The organism is Streptomyces griseorubiginosus (assembly GCF_036345115.1).
Lineage (GTDB): Bacteria > Actinomycetota > Actinomycetes > Streptomycetales > Streptomycetaceae > Streptomyces > Streptomyces griseorubiginosus_C.
This window is the reverse complement of record NZ_CP107766.1, coordinates 6,714,342-6,730,645: the sequence shown is the minus strand read 5'-3', so window position 1 is coordinate 6,730,645 and position 16,304 is coordinate 6,714,342. Positions and strand designations below refer to the sequence as shown.

At 71.0% G+C, this 16,304-nt stretch carries 17 protein-coding genes; 7 read left to right on the top strand and 10 right to left on the bottom strand.

The genetic code is table 11. The features are described 5' to 3' along the window. Positions 1-3 precede the first annotated feature (3 nt). Genes OHN19_RS30440 through OHN19_RS30425 form a run of 4 tightly spaced genes read left to right on the top strand, consistent with a single transcriptional unit; the run spans position 4 to position 3,732 of the window. Complete coding sequence (locus tag OHN19_RS30440) at positions 4-717, top strand: hypothetical protein (protein ID WP_330267253.1); 714 nt, start codon at positions 4-6, stop codon at positions 715-717. Continuing rightward, on the top strand, positions 714-1,664 hold the full coding sequence (locus OHN19_RS30435) for a DUF6895 family protein (RefSeq protein WP_330267252.1): 951 nt from the start codon (positions 714-716) through the stop codon (positions 1,662-1,664). The genes OHN19_RS30440 and OHN19_RS30435 overlap by 4 nt, the downstream gene beginning before the upstream one ends. After that, complete coding sequence (locus tag OHN19_RS30430) at positions 1,661-2,581, top strand: DUF6895 family protein (RefSeq protein ID WP_330267251.1); 921 nt, start codon at positions 1,661-1,663, stop codon at positions 2,579-2,581. Before OHN19_RS30435 ends, OHN19_RS30430 begins: the two co-directional genes overlap by 4 nt. Next, positions 2,578-3,732, top strand: coding sequence for a serine hydrolase domain-containing protein (locus OHN19_RS30425; RefSeq protein ID WP_330267250.1), 1,155 nt, complete (start codon positions 2,578-2,580; stop codon positions 3,730-3,732). The genes OHN19_RS30430 and OHN19_RS30425 overlap by 4 nt, the downstream gene beginning before the upstream one ends. Positions 3,733-3,786: 54 nt before the next feature. On the opposite strand, the gene OHN19_RS30420 is transcribed toward OHN19_RS30425, so the two are convergent. After that, the gene (locus tag OHN19_RS30420; protein ID WP_330267249.1) at positions 3,787-5,154 is read right to left on the bottom strand and encodes an alpha-lytic protease prodomain-containing protein; all 1,368 of its coding nucleotides are present in this window, start codon (positions 5,152-5,154) and stop codon (positions 3,787-3,789) included. Positions 5,155-5,363: 209 nt separating this feature from the next. Between OHN19_RS30420 and OHN19_RS30415 the strand changes: the two genes are divergently transcribed. Next, positions 5,364-5,585, top strand: coding sequence for a zinc ribbon domain-containing protein (locus tag OHN19_RS30415; RefSeq protein WP_330267248.1), 222 nt, complete (start codon positions 5,364-5,366; stop codon positions 5,583-5,585). 40 nt (positions 5,586-5,625) lie between these two features. After that, positions 5,626-6,306, top strand: a complete 681-nt coding sequence (locus OHN19_RS30410) for a DedA family protein (protein WP_330267247.1) — start codon at positions 5,626-5,628, stop codon at positions 6,304-6,306. Here the strand turns inward: OHN19_RS30410 and OHN19_RS30405 are convergent. From OHN19_RS30405 to OHN19_RS30395, 3 genes are read right to left on the bottom strand one after another with little or no spacing between them, the layout of a single operon-like run. Continuing rightward, complete coding sequence (locus OHN19_RS30405; protein ID WP_330267246.1) at positions 6,230-7,060, bottom strand: HAD family hydrolase; 831 nt, start codon at positions 7,058-7,060, stop codon at positions 6,230-6,232. The genes OHN19_RS30410 and OHN19_RS30405 overlap by 77 nt on opposite strands. Then, positions 7,060-9,525: a phosphoribosyltransferase gene (locus tag OHN19_RS30400; RefSeq protein ID WP_330267245.1), complete on the bottom strand. Its 2,466-nt coding sequence runs from the start codon at positions 9,523-9,525 to the stop codon at positions 7,060-7,062. The genes OHN19_RS30405 and OHN19_RS30400 overlap by 1 nt, the downstream gene beginning before the upstream one ends. A 33-nt stretch (positions 9,526-9,558) precedes the next feature. Further along, positions 9,559-10,722: an HpcH/HpaI aldolase/citrate lyase family protein gene (locus OHN19_RS30395; protein ID WP_330267244.1), complete on the bottom strand. Its 1,164-nt coding sequence runs from the start codon at positions 10,720-10,722 to the stop codon at positions 9,559-9,561. Between the two features lie 206 nt (positions 10,723-10,928). On the opposite strand from OHN19_RS30395, the gene OHN19_RS30390 reads away from it, so the two are divergent. Continuing rightward, positions 10,929-11,711, top strand: coding sequence for a TerD family protein (locus OHN19_RS30390; RefSeq protein WP_330267243.1), 783 nt, complete (start codon positions 10,929-10,931; stop codon positions 11,709-11,711). 96 nt (positions 11,712-11,807) lie between these two features. Here the strand turns inward: OHN19_RS30390 and OHN19_RS30385 are convergent, their stop codons facing one another. From OHN19_RS30385 to OHN19_RS30360, 6 genes are all read right to left on the bottom strand, one after another. Continuing rightward, positions 11,808-12,545: a TerD family protein gene (locus OHN19_RS30385; RefSeq protein ID WP_123760453.1), complete on the bottom strand. Its 738-nt coding sequence runs from the start codon at positions 12,543-12,545 to the stop codon at positions 11,808-11,810. 104 nt (positions 12,546-12,649) lie between these two features. After that, entirely contained in the window at positions 12,650-13,798 is a 1,149-nt protein-coding gene (locus OHN19_RS30380; protein ID WP_330267242.1) for a DUF475 domain-containing protein, read from the bottom strand. Between the two features lie 125 nt (positions 13,799-13,923). Then, positions 13,924-14,499: a TerD family protein gene (locus OHN19_RS30375; protein WP_123760455.1), complete on the bottom strand. Its 576-nt coding sequence runs from the start codon at positions 14,497-14,499 to the stop codon at positions 13,924-13,926. A gap of 127 nt (positions 14,500-14,626) precedes the next feature. Beyond that, positions 14,627-15,202, bottom strand: a complete 576-nt coding sequence (locus tag OHN19_RS30370; RefSeq protein WP_123760456.1) for a TerD family protein — start codon at positions 15,200-15,202, stop codon at positions 14,627-14,629. A 96-nt stretch (positions 15,203-15,298) separates the two neighbouring features. Beyond that, positions 15,299-15,757, bottom strand: coding sequence for a peroxiredoxin (locus tag OHN19_RS30365; RefSeq protein WP_123760457.1), 459 nt, complete (start codon positions 15,755-15,757; stop codon positions 15,299-15,301). A gap of 109 nt (positions 15,758-15,866) precedes the next feature. Next, positions 15,867-16,298, bottom strand: a complete 432-nt coding sequence (locus OHN19_RS30360) for a DUF3052 domain-containing protein (protein WP_020116104.1) — start codon at positions 16,296-16,298, stop codon at positions 15,867-15,869. Between the last annotated feature and the right edge of the window lie 6 nt (positions 16,299-16,304).

Genomic DNA, 16,304 nt, shown 5'->3' with positions numbered 1-16,304 from the left:
CGCATGGAGCAGTCAGGCGCTTCGACCCGCCTCGCGGGCGCGGTGCAGGGCCTCATGTCGGAACTGGTCTCCGCTCTTCGGAGCGGAGACCGCTTCCGGCTCGCAGGCCTGGTCGAGGTCGGCAACAGCCCCGCGGTGACCGCCGACCCGGCCCTCGCCGCCGTACGCGTGGTGGGCGCCGACGTCGTCCTGCCGAGCGTGCTGCTGCGCTGCGCGCCCCCCGGGCCGGACGATCTCACCGTGCTCGGCAAGGCAGTTCACGCCTACCCGCCACCCGCCGGAGCCCCGCCCACCTCGGTGTGGAGCCACTGGGCGATGAGACGGGCGCTGTCGCGGCTGGACGCCGGCCTCGACGGCCGGCCGGACGACGTGACCGAGCCCGGGGCCGAGTGGCTCGAGGACGCCCCCTGGCAGTTCCTGACCCACCAACTCGCCGTGCTCGCCCCGCTCGCACTGCCCGGCGAGGACTGCGCGGTGGCCCGCGTGGCGCGCGGCCGACCGGTCGACGTGGCCCGGGGATTCGTCCGGGCGGTCCGCCGCCGCGACTGGCTCCAGGCCGCCGGAGCGGGCCGCTGGCTGGTCCTCCTCGACGGTGTGCCGCACACCCTGGGCCTGGACACCGGGCTGGAGTTCGTGGCGCAGATGGGCGGCGAGGACGCCCGCGTGGCGTTCCAGGTGCAGGCCGCCCGGCTGATGCGGACCGGGGTGCTGGTGTGACGGCGGCCCCCGAGGTCCGCCCCGCCCGCGGGGTCCGGGAGTTGGGCGAGGCCGCGCTGCGGTGGGTGTCCGCCCACCGCGACGGCTTCGCGCTCGACGAGGACGCGCTCGCCGAGCACGGCGACGTGAACACCACCTGGAAGCCGCTCGGCGAGCTGGCCCAGGTGTGCGTCTGCGTACGGCGGCACACCGAACGGACCGACCCGCTCCACGTGCTGGCGTCCGACCTGCTGGCCTTCGCGTGGCAACAGACCGGTCGGGGCGCCCTGTTCGTGGAGTTGCAGCGCCTCGAACCCTTCGCCACGTATCCGCTGGAGGTCTACGCGGCTTTCGCCTCGGCGGGCCTGCGCCACGACCGCTACGAGAACGCCACCGCGACGGTGGCCCGCACCCGCGGCTGGCAGGTGACGGAGCAGGAACCCAACCGGCGCCTGAGCGTGCTCAACTCCGAGCGCCGCAGCGGCCTCCCGGAGCACGGGGACATGGGTCGGGCGCTGGAACGCACCTGGCTCGCCGGGCTGCCTGAGCCGTGGACCTTCGAACTCGCCGCCGGCTACACGCTCACCCACGTGATCTTCCATCTCACCGACTGGGGCCTGACCCCGCGGGCCGTGCCGCCGCCGGTCGCGGACTACCTGCGGCACTGGCTCCCGCCCTGGCTCGACACCTGTCTGGAGGACGAGCAGTGGGACCTCGGCTGCGAACTCCTGGCCGTGGCGAGCAGCCTGCCCGGCCCGCCGGAGCGGGCCCTGCTCCAGGAGTCCTGGGCGCGGCTCGCGGTCGCCCAGGACGACACGGGCGCCGTCCCCGAGGTCGGCGGACGAGGCAGCCGTACGACCGCACCCGCCTTCCTCGACTGCTACCACTCGACCCTGATGACCGCCTTCGCCGCCGCGCTGACCCTCGACCGGCTGCGCGCAGCCGACGGACAGGGGGTACCGGGATGACCCACACGCGTCTCATCCACCAGGTCGGCGTCGGAGCCCTGGAGTGGCTGCACGCCCACCGCGAGGGATTCCGGCTGGAGTTGGACGTCGATCCGGAGGTCGGCTTCCTGGAACGCTTCAAGCCGGTCGGTGAACTGGCCCTCATCTGCAAGGTGTTGTTCCGCGAGGGCGTAGCCGGGTCCCGACAGGCCATGCTGGCACGGCAGTTGATCGACCACGCCTGGCGCCACACCCTGGACGGCGGCCGGATGCTGGTGCGCGGCCAGCATGTCGAGCCGCTCTCGCCGATCCCCTTCGAGGTGTATCTGCCGTTCTGGGAACTGGGGTACAGCAGCCCCGAGGCCGAGCGCGCCTTCCGGCTCAACCAACGCCTCGACAGCTTCGACGCCCTGGAGATGGCGCCGGTCCGCCGCCTCGGCCTGTCCGCCTTCCAGCGCCGCTTCGGGGTGCCGCCCCGGCCGCCGCAGGAGGACGTCATCGGCGCGACGTGGCTGGGCCGTTCCCCCGAACCCTGGACGGTCGAAGGGCACATCGCCTACGACATCACGCACACCGTCTTCCACCTCACCGACTGGGGAGAGAACCCCGAGGGCCTGCCGGCCGGGATCGCCGACTACCTCGCACACTGGCTGCCGGTCTGGCTGGACGACTGGCTCGACCTGCGCCGCTGGGACCTGCTCGGTGAACTGCTGGTCGTGGACGCCTGCCTGCCCGACCCCACGTTCGACGAGCGGGCCTGGGAAGGCTTCGCCGCCGCCCAGCAGCCCGACGGCGCGATGCCCGCCGTACGCACGATGCCCGAGGGCGGGCCCGACGAGGTCTTCGACGTCGTCTACCACCCGACGCTGGTCGCCGCCTTCGCCTCCGTCCTGGCCACCTCCCGCGCCCTGACGCGGCTGGCGCGCACACCGTCATGACGACCGACGCACCCCCGACCCGCCCCGCACCCTGGCCGGACGACCCACCCGACCTCACCGACGTACTCCCACCCGACGGCCCCCCGCCGGACACCTCCGCGGCGGACGGCGAGGACCTGCGGCAGCTCGACGCGGCGGACGGCGAGGACCTGCGGCGGCGGCTCGACGCGGCCGTCGACGCCGTGGACGCGCCGGACGTGGTCTTCGCCCTCTCCCGGCACGGTCACCGCACCGTGCGCACCGGCGGCACCGCATCGCCCCCGCCCGTCCCACGCCACCGGCTGCGCTACGAGTTGGGCTCGGCCTCCAAGACCTTCACCGGCCTGCTGCTGGCCCAACTGACCCGGACCGGGCCGCTGTCCGCGGGCCTGCCGGCCGCCGCCCTGCTGGACCCGGCCCGGCGATCCGGCGAGGACCCCGGCACCCCCGTCACCCTCGCCCATCTGATCACCCACACCGCCGGACTGCCCGCCCTGCCCGCCGACTTCTTCGTCCGCGCGCTGCCGGCCTGGCGCACCAACCCCTACGCCCGCTATCCGGCCGAGCGCGTGATCGACGCCTTCCTGCGCCACCGGCCGCACCACCGGCCCGGCACCCGCTGGCACTACTCCAACTTCGGTGTCGCCGTGCTCGGACACGCCCTGGCGGCGGCGACCGGCACCCCGTGGGACGACCTGCTCACCGGTCACGTGCTGCGCCCCCTGGGGCTGAACGGCGCCGCGCTCACCCCCGGCGGACCGGACACCGACGCCACCGGCCACCGCAAGGACGGGACGACGCCCGTGCCCCCTCTGACCGTCGGCGGCTTCCAGGCGGCCGGCGCCGTCCGGGCCGCCCCGCACGACCTGCTCACCTTCCTCGAAGCGCACCTGGATCCGTCGGGCCGGCCCCTGGCCGGTGCGCTGCGCACGGTCCGCCGCCCGGTGCTCCGGCGCGGGATCGGGCACCGGCACGTGCACACCATGGCCTGGTTCCAGCACCCCACGGAGCGCGGCCCGATGTACTTCCACGGTGGCGCGACCCTCGGTCAGCAGGCCTTCCTGGGCTTCCGGCCCGACACCGGCACGGCGCTGGCCGCCCTGTGCACCCGCCGCTTCCGCGCCCGCGACGCCTTCGTACCGACGGCGTACGCCCTGCTGGCCGAGCTCTGACACGGCGGAAGGGCGACCAGGCCTCGGCCGCCCACCCGCCTGCCCGGCCCGTCCTCAGACCAGCTGCCACAGCCCCGGAGCAAGCGCCGGCTGCCAGACGGTCTGCGCCTGGTGGGTCTGGAGGCACTCGTAGGAGAGGCCGTCGTGGGTCACCCGCGCTCCGACCTCGTACACCCGGCCCGCGACCCAGCCGTCCGAGGAGCCGCCGTCCTCGGGGGGGGGCGTGCCGCTCTCGGCGCTGCTGGTCCTGAGCGTCAGGCCGTACGTGCTGAGCAGCGGGTTGATCGGCTGGTAGAAGGTCGTGCCGCCGCTCGTGCAGTCGCCGGAGCCGCCGGACGTGACGCCCTGGGCCTGGACGCCGGAGATGTAGGAACCGCCGGAGTCACCCGGCTCCGCGCACACGGTCGTCCGGGTCACGCCGTCGACGGTCCCCTCGGCGTAGCTGACGCTCGTGTCGTGCTGCTCGATCGTGCCGCAGTGCCAGCCCGTGGTGGATCCCGAGCGGCACACCGCGGCACCCGCCAGGGCCTGCACGGAGCCGGCGGTCTGCACGTCCTGGCCGCCCTCGCCCTTGACGGCGGGCGTCGCGGTCCAGTCGGAGTTGACCCCCACCCAGGACATGTCCTGGCCGGGGAAGACGGACGCCTGGAAGGTGCCCTGGGCGACCTGGTTGTACCCGGTGGTCGTCGCGCCCGCCTTACCGCAGTGGCCGGCCGTGGCGAAGCCCTGCTGGTCGCCCTTGGTGACGCCGAATCCCACGGAGCAGCGGGCCGTGCCGTCGATGTAGAAGGCGTCGCCGCCCTTGATGTCGTACAGCGCGCGGGGCTGGTCGGCCGAGACCTTGACGTCCACGAGCGCGCTGTCGACGCCGGCGGCCTCGACCAGCGTGTCCGCGGCGGCGCGGCTCGTCGCCTGCACCGTGACGCGGTTGGTGCGTACGTCGACGTACCGGACCGGTGTGTCGAGGGCCTTGCCGGTCACGGCACCGTCCAGCTTGGCCTTGGCGGCCCTCAGCTCCTCCAGCGGGGTCGTGACGACCACGGCCCGCGCGCCACCGGCCTCGATGGCCGGGGTGTCCGCGATGTCGGTGGAGGCGACCGTCAGCTCGGCGGAGGTGGCGCCGCTGACCCACGCCCCGGCGAAGCGCTTGCCCAGCGCGTTCTGGAGCCGGCCGGCGCGCGTGCCCGCCTCGGCCTCGTTCACCAGACGGGTCTTCGCCTGCGCCTCGGTCAGGCTCAGATCACGCTCCATCGCCCGCAGGACGGCGGGCGATGGATCGCCCGCGCCGAGGGTCTCGGCGGCGGAGGCCGCCGGTGCGGGCGTGGGGGGTTCGGCGGCCGCGGCCGCGGGCAGTCCCGCGAGCACGAGCGCGCCGAGCACCGTCAATGCGGCACAGCCGGCCGAAGCGTGTCTGTGGACCATCGGGCATCTCCTCGGGTGGGGGTGCGAAACGTGACGAAACATCTCGAATCCCTAGGTTTTGCCGAAAAGACCTCAGAGGATGTCCGCTTCCCGGCCGTTCCGCGCATCGGACGACACGAGGGGGCCGCCCGGCGCAGCACGGGATGCCGACGGACCGGCGTCCCGGGTAGTCCGGACATGCCTGACGGGGCGCCGGTTAACCTGTGCTCATGCCTCGCTACGAATACCGCTGCCGGACCTGCGGCGACACCTTCGAACTCAGCCGCCCCATGGCCGAGTCCTCGGCCCCCGCCGACTGCCCGGCCGGCCACGACGACACCGTGAAGCTGCTCTCGACCGTGGCGGTGGGCGGCACCTCGACCGCCGCGTCCGCTCCCGCGCCCCAGGGCGGCGGTGGCGGTGGCTGCTGCGGCGGAGGCTGCTGCGGCTGACTTCAGGCTGCCTTCAGGTCCGCTTCCCTAGCGTGGGCCCATGTCAGCCATCGAGTGGGTCAACGGCCTCATGGACACGCTGGGCGCGCCCGGCGCCGGGGTGGCCATCGCCCTGGAGAACCTCTTCCCGCCCATCCCCAGCGAGGCGATCCTGCCGCTCGCGGGCTTCGCGGCGAGCACCGGCAAGCTGAGCCTGCTCGCCGTGCTGCTGTGGACGACGGCGGGCTCGGTGGTCGGCGCCCTCGCGCTCTACGGCGTCGGCGCGCTCCTCGGCCGGGACCGCACGGTGGCACTCGCGGCCCGGCTGCCGCTCGTCAAGGCCGCCGACATCGAACGCACCGAGGCCTGGTTCCTGCGGCACGGCACCAAGGCGGTGTTCTTCGGCCGCATGATCCCGGTCTTCCGCAGCCTCGTCTCCGTCCCGGCCGGCGTCGAACGCATGCCGCTGCCGGTGTTCCTGGCGCTGACCACGCTCGGCAGCGCCCTGTGGAACACGGCGTTCGTCCTCGCGGGCCACGCCCTGGGCGCCAACTGGACCCAGGTCACCGACGTGGTGTCCGCGTACTCGAAGGTCGTCCTGGTGGCCGCCGCCGTCGCGGTCGCGGTCTTCGTCGTCGTACGACTGCGGCGGCGGCCCGAGCCCGCTACGGACGGGACGCCTTCAGGAACTCCCGAAGGATCCGCTCCCCCGCCAGCACGCCCCTCTCGGGCAGCGCGCTGATCGCCGGAGCGGTCCAGCCGGCCTCGGCCAGCTCCCCGTGTCCCGGCCGCCAGCCCCGGTCGGCGGCCAGCAGCAGGTCGGCGTCGAGCAGGGAGTCGCCCGCGGCCAGCGTCCAGGTGGCCCCGGTCCGCCGGGCCACCTCGCGCACGGCCGCGCTCTTGGTGAGCGGCTTGGGGACGGCGTAGATCTTGCGGCCCTGGAGGGACACCGTCCAGCCGCGGTCCTCGGCCCACACCGCGAACTCCTTCACCCAGTCCTCGGGCAGCAGTTCGCGCTCGACGACGAGGTAGGCGAAGAGGTCCTCGGCGATCCGGTGCTTGCGCACCCACAGCGGGTCGGCCGTCACCTGGAGGTGCGCGCTGATCTCGGCCAGCGGGGCGCACTCGTCGGCGAGGCGGGCCGTGACCCGGGCGTGCCAGTCGGGGTCGGTGACGCCGTCGACCAGGAGATGGCCGCCGTTGGCGCAGATCGCGTAGGCCGGCGGGGGGCCGGGGAGGTTGATGCGCTGGTACTGCTTGCGGGTGCGGGTCGTGGTCGGCACGAACACCGCCGCGTCGCCGAGTTCGGAGAGCAGTCCGGCCGCGGTCTCCGTCATGTACGACAGCGGCCTGCTCTCGTGCACCTCGACACAGAGCAGCCGGGGCGCCCGCGCGTCCGGCATGGTCAGCGCGAGGGCGGCGGCGGAGTAGATGAGCGTGCGGTCGAGGTCACTTGCGACGAGCACCGGAGCCTGGGGCTGGGCCTGAGTCGGCATCAGAGGGCCACCGTCCGGCCGTCGGCGCCGGTCGCGCCCCGCGTGTACTTGGGGTGGATCAACCCCACGCAGGTGTACGGGAGTTCGGCGACCTCTTCCACGGGAACACCTCTCTGTTCGGCCAACAGGCGCACATGGTCAAGGTCGGCGCCCGCCCCGGCCCGCGCCAGGATCTTCCAGGGCACCCGGCGCAGCAGCACCCGGGTGGTCTCGCCGACGCCCGGCTTGACGAGGTTGACGTCGTGGATGCCGTACTCCTCACTGATGCGTTCGACGGCCGCCCAGCCCTCCCAGGTCGGCTCGCGATCGCCGGCCAGCAGTTCCTTCACGGTGGAGTCAACGGCGTCCACGACCTCCGGGAAACGGGCGGCCACGGCGTCCAGGAAGTCCACCGACACGTCCACGCCCGCGAGTTCGCGGTAGAACTTCGCGCCGTGGAAGTCGTGCGGGCCGACCAGGTCCGCGCGCAGGACCGTACGCGAGATCAGGCCGGACACCGTAGAGTTGAGGCAGGCGGACGGGATGAGGAAGTCCTCGCGGGTGCCGTACGTGCGCACACAGGAACCGGGGTCGGCGAGTACGGCGATCTCCGGGTCGAAGCCGGCGGGACCGCCCCCGGCCTCGAACTCCTTGACCGCTTCCGCCAGTTCGCGGGTGATCGCGCCCTTGCCGGTCCAGCCGTCGACGAACACGACGTCGGCGGGGTCGTGGTGGGCGGCCAGCCAGCGCAGGGCGTTGGCGTCGATACCGCGGCCGCGGACGATCGAGACGGCGTAGTGCGGCAGTTCGAGGCCGTGCCGGAACTGGGCCCAGCGGCGCATCAGGACGCCGACGGGGGTGCCGGCGCGGGCCAGGGAGACGAGGACGGGGCGCGGTGAGCGCTCCTGCAACACGATCTCCGTGACGGCGCCGACGGCCTGCGCGAGCCTCGCGGAGGACTCCTTCAGGGCCGCCTGGAACAGCTCCTGGTACTGCTCGCTCGGCTGGTACTCCACGGGCAGCGACTCCGCGTAGTGCGCGCCGCCGCTCTGGATGGCTTCCTCGCGCTCCTCGGTCGGCGCCTCCAGGGTGACGTCCGAGAGATCCTGGAGCAGCCAGCCGACCTCTTCGGGGGCGTAGGAGGAGAAGGCTGGGCCGCGGAGGGGCTCGGGGAGCATGGCGGGCCTTTCGGGGGTGTAGCTGGGGATCACGGCGAGGACCACGTGCGGGATGTGCGCGGTCAGCTGCGCCAACAGGCCGTCCGGGGCGTGGAGTTCGGGGGTGTCGGCGGTGTCGTCGACCACGGCGATCACGGCGTCGAAGCGGGCGCCGGCGACGTTGTAGGCGTAGCGGTCGCCGGGGCCGTCGGCGGGGTTGTCGTGGGCAGGGAAGGTGAGGCGGGTGCGGATCGCGTATCCCGGGTCGTCCACGGCGAGGACGGGTGAACGGGTGGTCGTCGAGTACCGCACCTCGGCATCGATGACCTGCTCCAGTTCACGGGCGAGCCTCAGGGGGGCGTACATCAGCTCTTCGAAGCCGAGGACGTGCACGCGGTGCGCGTCTCGTGGGAGGGCTTCTGCCAGGCGGGCGGCCATCGCGGGGAGTTCGGATTCGAGGCGTATTCGGTGGTGCGGAGTGAAGCCGTGGCGGCCGCCGTCAGGGAGGTCGCGGGGCCAGAAGAGGTCCACACGGTTGTATGCCGGGTGCGGGGCTGTGGGGGCTGGTCGCGCAGTTCCCCGCGCCCCCAGGGCGTCTGACTCGAACCTCGTTACAAGGTCCTGGCCCTTCTCCAGCACGTCCTCCGGCAGCTTTACGGTGCCCGATGCCGCCGCCACCAGGTCCACCCTCGCGCCGATCTCCCCGGCGAAATCGGACAACCGCCCCGCGTCCCCCTCCGACCGCATGTCCACCAGGGCCACCACCACGTACCGGTCCCGGGGATACCGCTCGTGGAGGTCCCTGATCGTGTTCAGGACCGTGTTGCCCGTGGAGAACTCGTCGTCCACGAGGACCAGGGGGCCGTCGCCGGCCAGCAGGGCCGGGTTCTCGGGGAGCAGGAGGTGGCTCGTGGCGTGGGAGTGGGATTCCTCGAAGCCGCCCGCGGGGGTGACTCCGGGGACGGGGCGGCGGGTGGAGTGGAGGTAGGGGGCGAGGGCGAGGCCGTCTGCGACCGAGTGGCCGAGGCCCGTGGCCGTCTCCGCGTAGCCCAGGACCACCGCTCGGGCCGCCTCCTCGTCGCCCAGCAGGTCACGGACCCGGCGACCCAGGGCGAATCCCTGGCCGTAGACCACCGCCGGGGACTGCGGGACGTGTTTGCCGAGGACGTTGGAGACCAGCAGGTGGGCCCGCTTGGGGTTGCGCCTGAGGGCGAGGCCCAGCAGGTCGGTCAGTCGGCTGTCGCCCACGAGTTCGACGCCGAGCCGGTCGGCGACCCAGGTCCCCGACCAGACCTGGTCCTGCGTCCGGTCGTTCACTGCCTTGTTCATGCGTCCCTTGGTGTCCACGAATGCCACGAATGATCAGCTGGTTATTCCGGCGGCGAGCAGCTCCACGAAGCCGATGTCCTCGTTGGCCACGCCGAAGACCTCGGCGCGCAGCAGGGTCCGCTCGGCCCAGGCGCGATGCGGCTTCACTTCGTTCATCTTGTTCGTGTACTGCGACCTGAGCACCCCGCCGCCACCGCGCTCCGGCCGCAGGATGTCCTGAGCGTCACTGAACTCCTCGTGACTGACCACGGACAGTGCGTGCACGGGCAGCACGTGGGAGGGGTGGATGCAGGTCTTGCCGAGCAGTCCGTTGGCCTGGTCGAGGGTGATCTCGCGGAGCAGGCCGTCCATGGCGTGCTCGATGAGGGCCTCACGCAGTTCCTCGGCCTGGCCCTCCAGGAAGGGGCTGCGGCGCAGCTGGGGCTTGAACATGCGCTCCTGGACCCGGAAGTACTCCCAGACCGGCCCGGTGACGGTGAAGCCGGTGCCGTCGGCGCGGCCCAGCATGTTGACCACGTCGGCGATCACGGAGGCGACGATCTGGACGTCCCACGCGGTCATGTCGGGGGCGCGGCGCAGGCCGTAGGAGGAGCAGAAGTCGGTGACGCCGAGGCGCAGCGCGAGGACCCGGTCGCGGTACTTGTCGACCGCGCGCGCGATGCCCTCCAGGGTCTCCACGCGCGTCTCGCGGTAGAGCAGCTCCGGCGACTCCAGCACGGGCATGGCGAAGAGCCGGTGGCCGCTCGCGGCCTCGGCGACGGAGAGGGCCTCCAGGAAGGGGATGCCGCGCTCCTCGGTGAACTTCGGGAGCACGAATCCGGACAGCAGGCGGACCGCGGGGCCGAGGCGTCGTACGAGATCGGGGATCTGCTCGGGGAAACGGACGCGGATGAAGAGCAGCGGCAGGCCCACCGCGCGCTCCGTGAGGTCGGTGAGCTGCCGGACGAGGTTCTCCTCGCCCGCGGCGACGTCCTCGTCACCGATCGAGTCCTCCAGGCACAGCACCATCGAGACCACGCCGAGCCCTGCCTGTTTGACGATGTCGTCGGCGAGCCGCGGCCGGGTGGCCGGACTGTAGAGCGTGGCGCCCAGGGCCGCGGAGAGCAGCCGGGCCGGGGAGTCCGCGGTGAACTCGCAGGGCTCCTGGTGGAAGAGGCGCTGACGCACCTCAGGGGCGATGTGCCCGAAATGACGCATATGACTCCCCCGTGGCAGTTGTGCCGCCTGTGAACGGCTCACAGGTGGCCGGTAATAGTACGTAGGTACCCATGTCCCAGGTTCCCATTGGGCATGAATTTCAGGTAACGCAGACGCACACAGCCCGCTGGACAGCGGTACGACATGAACCGCTGTTCCGCACCCCCGCGTTGTCGTGACCAGGACCGAGAGGGCAGGATGACCGCATGACGCACGCCATGCTGAAGGGGTCGAACGTCCCGCTGGATGCCACCACGGTACGCGCTGTGCTGCGCTGGGCGCCTGGGCAGGGGGTTCCGCCCGTCGACGCCTCGGCACTGCTCCTCGGCCCCGACGGCCGCGTGCGGTCCGACGAGGACTTCGTCTTCTACAACCAGCCCCGCCATCCTTCCGGCAAGGTCTGGCTGCTCGGCAAGAAGCGTCTCGCCGAGGGCCCCACCGACACGATCCAGACAGATCTGAGCGGTGTCGAGGCCGACGTCAGCCAGATTCTCCTGGTCGCCTCTGCGGACGGCGCCACCTTCGACCGGGTACAGGACCTGCGCATCCTGCTGTACGACGCCGCGGTCGCCGACGGGGCGCCGCTGGCCTACTTCGACATCAAGCCGGCGACGGGCCAGGAGACGGCCATGATCTGCGGCGAGCTGTACCGCCGCGGCGAGGGCTGGAAGTTCCGTGCCACGGGCGAGGGCTACGCGGACGGCCTCCAGGGCCTGGCCACGGACTTCGGCATCACGGTCGACGAGTCGGACCCCGAGGACCCCGCGCCCCAGCCCGAGCCCACGTCGTTCCCGCTCCCCCCGGAGCAGCCGGCCCAGTCGGCCACCTCGGTCCCGACCCAGCCGGCCTACGGCTACCCCCAGCCGACGACCCCACCGGCGACGGTCCCGGCCTCGGGCTACGGCTACCCGCAGCCCGTGGCCCCGGTGCCGGTCGCGGCGGGCGAGTTCCGGATGCCTCCGCAAGGACCACAGTTCATCGGGCGGTGAGGATCGCGCCCCCTAGGGGCGCGGGGAACTGCGCGACAAGCCACATACGGCCCGCACACGCCGACTCGCAGAACTCCCCGAGTTCTCAGGCGAACGTCACCGATCCGCCTTCGCCTTGTAGCCCCGCCCCCACTGCAACCCCCACCCGTACAACCGGTCCAGCTCCCCCTGGAACCCGTACACGAACTGCACCTCACGCCGCACGACCAGCTCGCCCTTGACGTTCTCGATCATCACCACCGCACACGACCGGGCCTGGGGATGCCGCTCGTCGAGGCCTATCTCGATCCGCGGCCCGTTGCTCGGGTACAACGTCACGATCGCGTGCGTACGGTCGAACGCCGGCGTCTGGTCGTAGATGTACACGAAGACCAGCAGCCGCTTGATCTGCTCCCGGTGATCGAGGTTGACGTACATCGTCTCGCCGGACGCCGACCCGAACCGGTCGTCCCCGCTGAGCTTCACGTACGGCGGCGCGTTGACGTCCCCGAGCAGCCCGCCGAGCGGCTGTACGACCCCCTTCGTGCCGTCGGCCAGCTCGTACAGACAGCCCAGGTCGAGGTCGACGTTGACCATGGACTGGCTGTGTCCGAGGACCTCCGGCGGCTTGAGCGCCTTGAAGGGGTGCCGCAGCAGCGACTCCCGCTGTGAGCCGCCGATGTCGGAGGTCCGCATCCGCCAGGTCAGGTTGATGCGGAGGTTGCCGGTCGCCGCTCCCTGCTTGGTGAGCGAGACCCTGTTGTGCCGCTTGGTCAGTTCGATCGCGTTGCTGGCCGCGCTGCCGGAGTCGAAGTCGACCTCGCGGCCGCCCCGGAGTCCGTCCAAGAAGCCCATTCCCGCCCCCACGCTCGCTTTGGAAAACCGGCGTCACCAGGAAAACCGGCGGGGCGGCCGGAGGCCGGCCGCCCCGCTCAGAGCGTTCCTCACCAGGAAGGGTGTCACACCCCGGACGAGACCTCAGTCTTCTCGTCCGAGCCCTTCTCTTTTCCCTCCGCGGCCGCCAGCGCCTTGTTGCGGCGCACCGAGGACCAGAAGGACCAGCCGATCAGGACCACGCCGACCAGGCCGGTGATGATCTCGTTGATCTCGTACTGGATGGTGACCATGAGGATCACCGCGAGGGCGCCGATCGCGTAGTGGGCGCCGTGCTCCAGGTAGACGTAGTCGTCGAGGGTGCCCTGGCGGACCAGGTAGACGGTGAGCGACCGGACGTACATGGCGCCGATGCCGAGGCCCAGCGCCATCAGGACGATGTCGTTGGTGATGGCGAACGCGCCGATCACACCGTCGAAGGAGAACGAGGCGTCGAGGACCTCGAGGTACAGGAACATGAAGAACGCGGCCTTGCCGGCCATCACCACGGCCGACTTGGGCTTGCCCTCGCGCTCGGCGCGTTCCTCCTCCTCGTGCTCGCGTTCCTCCTCCTCTTCGAGCTTGTCCTCGAAGTAGCCGGAGAGACCGCCGACGACCATGTAGGTGATCAGACCCGCGATCCCGGAGATCAGGACGGTCTGCGCCTTGTCGACATGCGCGCCGCCGTGCTGGTGGGCGTGGGTGGCGAAGGTGAACGCGGTGATCAGCAGGACGACCAGGGCGATGCAGACCGACAGCATGTCGACCTTGCCGAGCTTGGCCAGCGGGCGCTCGATCCAGCGCAGCCACTGGATGTCGCGGTCCTCGAAGATGAAGTCCAGGAAGATCATCAGCAGGAACATGCCACCGAACGCGGCGATCGCCGGGTGCGCGTCGGTGACCAGCTCCTGGTAGTGGTCCTTGTTGTTGAGGGCGAGGTCGACCGCCTCGATGGGACCCATCTTGGCGCTGATCGCGACGATCACGACGGGGAAGACCAGCCGCATGCCGAACACGGCGATCAGGACGCCGATGGTGAGGAAGATCTTCTGCCAGAAGGCGTTCATCTTCTTCAGGATTCCGGCGTTGACCACCGCGTTGTCGAACGACAGCGAGATCTCGAGGATGGAGAGGATCGCCACGACGCCGAAGCCCTCCCACCCCCCGTAGAAGACGGCGGCGACCAGGCCGAGCGCGGTGACCGCGAACGACCAGCCGAAGGTTTTGAGAACCACTGGCTACCCAATCCGTACGTGTACGGGGCTCCCCCGTGCCGCACTCGGCTTTACGAAACTTTGAAGCGAAGTGTAGTCCGGCACCCTCGGCGCCCCACCCGGCCCCGGATTTTGCTCATATCGCGTTATGAGACGTTGACCCCGAAGTCCAGGGCGATGCCCCTGAGGCCCGACGCGTACCCCTGTCCCACGGCCCTGAACTTCCACTCGCCCTGGTAGCGGTAGACCTCGCCGAAGATCATCGCGGTCTCGGTTGAGGCGTCCTCGGAGAGGTCGTAGCGGGCCAGTTCCTGGCCGTCGGCCTGGTTGACCACACGGATGAAGGCGTTGCTGACCTGGCCGAAGGTCTGGCCGCGGTTGTCGGCGTCATGGATGGAGACCGGGAAGACGATCTTGTCGCAGCCCGCCGGCACCTTGGAGAGGTCGATCAGGATCGACTCGTCGTCGCCCTCGCCCTCACCGGTGAGGTTGTCACCGGTGTGCTCGACCGAGCCGTCCGGGCTCTTGAGCTGGTTGTAGAAGATGAAGTAGTCGTCGCCCAGGACCCGCCCACCCGCGCACATGAGGGCGCTGGCGTCGAGGTCGAAGTCGGCTCCGGTGGTGGAGCGCGCGTCCCAGCCGAGCCCGACCATCACCTGGGTGAGGTTGGGTGCGGCCTTGGACAGGGAGACGTTGCCTCCCTTGGCGAGCGTGACGCCCATGTGCTGTCCCTCCCCGAGAGTGCTGCTGTGCTGTACCTGCGCGTCCGGCGCCGCACGCAAACCGTGCGACGCCGGACGGGACGACCTTCGAGCGGGTCCGAGGGCCTGCCCGGCGGGGCAGGGGTCCTCAGACGTTGACGCCGAAGTCCTGGGCGATACCGCGCAGGCCCGAGGCGTAGCCCTGGCCGATGGCGCGGAACTTCCACTCCGCGCCGTTGCGGTAGAGCTCGCCGAAGACCATGGCGGTCTCCGTGGACGCGTCCTCGGAGAGGTCGTAGCGGGCGATCTCGGCGCCGCCGGCCTGGTTGACGACGCGGATGAACGCGTTGCGCACCTGGCCGAAGGACTGCTGGCGGTTCTCGGCGTCGTAGATCGAGACCGGGAAGACGATCTTGTCGACGTCGGCCGGGACTCCGGCGAGGTTGACCTTGATCTGCTCGTCGTCGCCCTCGCCCTCACCGGTGAGGTTGTCGCCGGTGTGCTCGACCGAGCCGTCCGCGCTCTTGAGGTTGTTGAAGAAGACGAAGTTGGCGTCGCTAGCGACCTTGCCCGCCGAGTTCAGCAGCAGTGCGCTGGCGTCCAGGTCGAAGTCGGTGCCGGTCGTGGTGCGGACGTCCCACCCCAGACCGACGATGACCGCGGTCAGGCCCGGGGCCTCCTTGGTCAGCGATACGTTGCCGCCCTTGCTGAGGCTGACTCCCACGAGTCCTCCATAGGTTTGCTGTTTGAGATGCTGCCGGATCAACGATTCGATCCTAGTGACGGGTTCCCGCCCCACGCAGTCCTTGGAGGCGAACAATCACAGGGTGTCGAGCGCCTTCACGTACTCGTTGAGGTCCCGGGCGTCCGGCAGCGCGTTCACGACGGTCCAGCGGACCACGCCCTCCTTGTCGATGACGAAGGTGCCGCGCACCGCGCAGCCCTTGTCCTCGGCGAAGACGTCGTAGGCGCGGGAGACCTCGCCGTGCGGCCAGAAGTCACTGAGCAGCGGGTACTCCAGGCCCTCCTGCTCGGCGAAGACGCGCAGGGTGTGGATGGAGTCGTTGGAGACGGCGAGCAGCTGGGTGTCGCGGTCGGAGAACTGCGGAAGGTTGTCACGCAGCTCGCACAGCTCACCGGTGCACACGCCGGTGAAGGCGAAGGGGTAGAAGAGCAGCACGACGTTCTTGCTGCCACGGAAGTCGGACAGCCTCACGGTCCGCCCGTGGTTGTCCTTGAGCTCGAAGTCGGGGGCCTTGTCGCCGACCTGGATCGCCATCGCGTGGATGTCCCTTCGGGAGCTGTTCGAGTGACGGAACCACCCTACGCAGCGATCACCGCACGGAAGCGGACGGGCCGGTCAAACCGGCCCGTCCGGTCCCACGGGGCTACTTCTTGGACTTGGCCGCCTTGGGCGTCACCAGCCGGCTGCCGCTCCAGTCCTTGCCCACGCTGACGCTCTTGGAGGCGGACAGGCCCGCCGTCGTCGCGGCTTCGGAGATGTCGCTCGGCTCCACGTAGCCGTCCCGGCCGGTCTTCGGCGTCAGCAGCAGGATCGAGCCACCCTCCTCGATGTACGTGGTGGCGTCCACCAGTACGTCGGTCAGGTCGCCGTCCTCGTCACGGAACCAGAGCACCACGGCATCGGCGACGTCGTCGTAGTCCTCGTCCACAAGGTCGCTGCCGATGACCTGCTCGATGGCCTCGCGGAGTTCCTGGTCTACGTCGTCGTCGTAGCCGATCTCCTGGACCACCTGCTCGGGCTGGAACCCCAGCCTCACGGCAGGGCTCGTCTCCGCGTGGTCCGCGGTCGCGCTCACGGGGTG

Coding starts and splice junctions, on each gene's coding strand:
- OHN19_RS30395 (WP_330267244.1), bottom strand. CDS start 10,722: ATGCGTCATTTCGGGCACATCGCCCCTGAGGTGCGTCAGCGCCTCTTC.
- OHN19_RS30440 (WP_330267253.1), top strand. CDS start 4: ATGGAGCAGTCAGGCGCTTCGACCCGCCTCGCGGGCGCGGTGCAGGGC.
- OHN19_RS30400 (WP_330267245.1), bottom strand. CDS start 9,525: ATGAACAAGGCAGTGAACGACCGGACGCAGGACCAGGTCTGGTCGGGG.
- OHN19_RS30410 (WP_330267247.1), top strand. CDS start 5,626: ATGTCAGCCATCGAGTGGGTCAACGGCCTCATGGACACGCTGGGCGCG.
- OHN19_RS30425 (WP_330267250.1), top strand. CDS start 2,578: ATGACGACCGACGCACCCCCGACCCGCCCCGCACCCTGGCCGGACGAC.
- OHN19_RS30415 (WP_330267248.1), top strand. CDS start 5,364: ATGCCTCGCTACGAATACCGCTGCCGGACCTGCGGCGACACCTTCGAA.
- OHN19_RS30375 (WP_123760455.1), bottom strand. CDS start 14,499: ATGGGCGTCACGCTCGCCAAGGGAGGCAACGTCTCCCTGTCCAAGGCC.
- OHN19_RS30405 (WP_330267246.1), bottom strand. CDS start 7,060: ATGCCGACTCAGGCCCAGCCCCAGGCTCCGGTGCTCGTCGCAAGTGAC.
- OHN19_RS30420 (WP_330267249.1), bottom strand. CDS start 5,154: ATGGTCCACAGACACGCTTCGGCCGGCTGTGCCGCATTGACGGTGCTC.
- OHN19_RS30385 (WP_123760453.1), bottom strand. CDS start 12,545: ATGGGCTTCTTGGACGGACTCCGGGGCGGCCGCGAGGTCGACTTCGAC.
- OHN19_RS30390 (WP_330267243.1), top strand. CDS start 10,929: ATGACGCACGCCATGCTGAAGGGGTCGAACGTCCCGCTGGATGCCACC.
- OHN19_RS30365 (WP_123760457.1), bottom strand. CDS start 15,757: ATGGCGATCCAGGTCGGCGACAAGGCCCCCGACTTCGAGCTCAAGGAC.
- OHN19_RS30430 (WP_330267251.1), top strand. CDS start 1,661: ATGACCCACACGCGTCTCATCCACCAGGTCGGCGTCGGAGCCCTGGAG.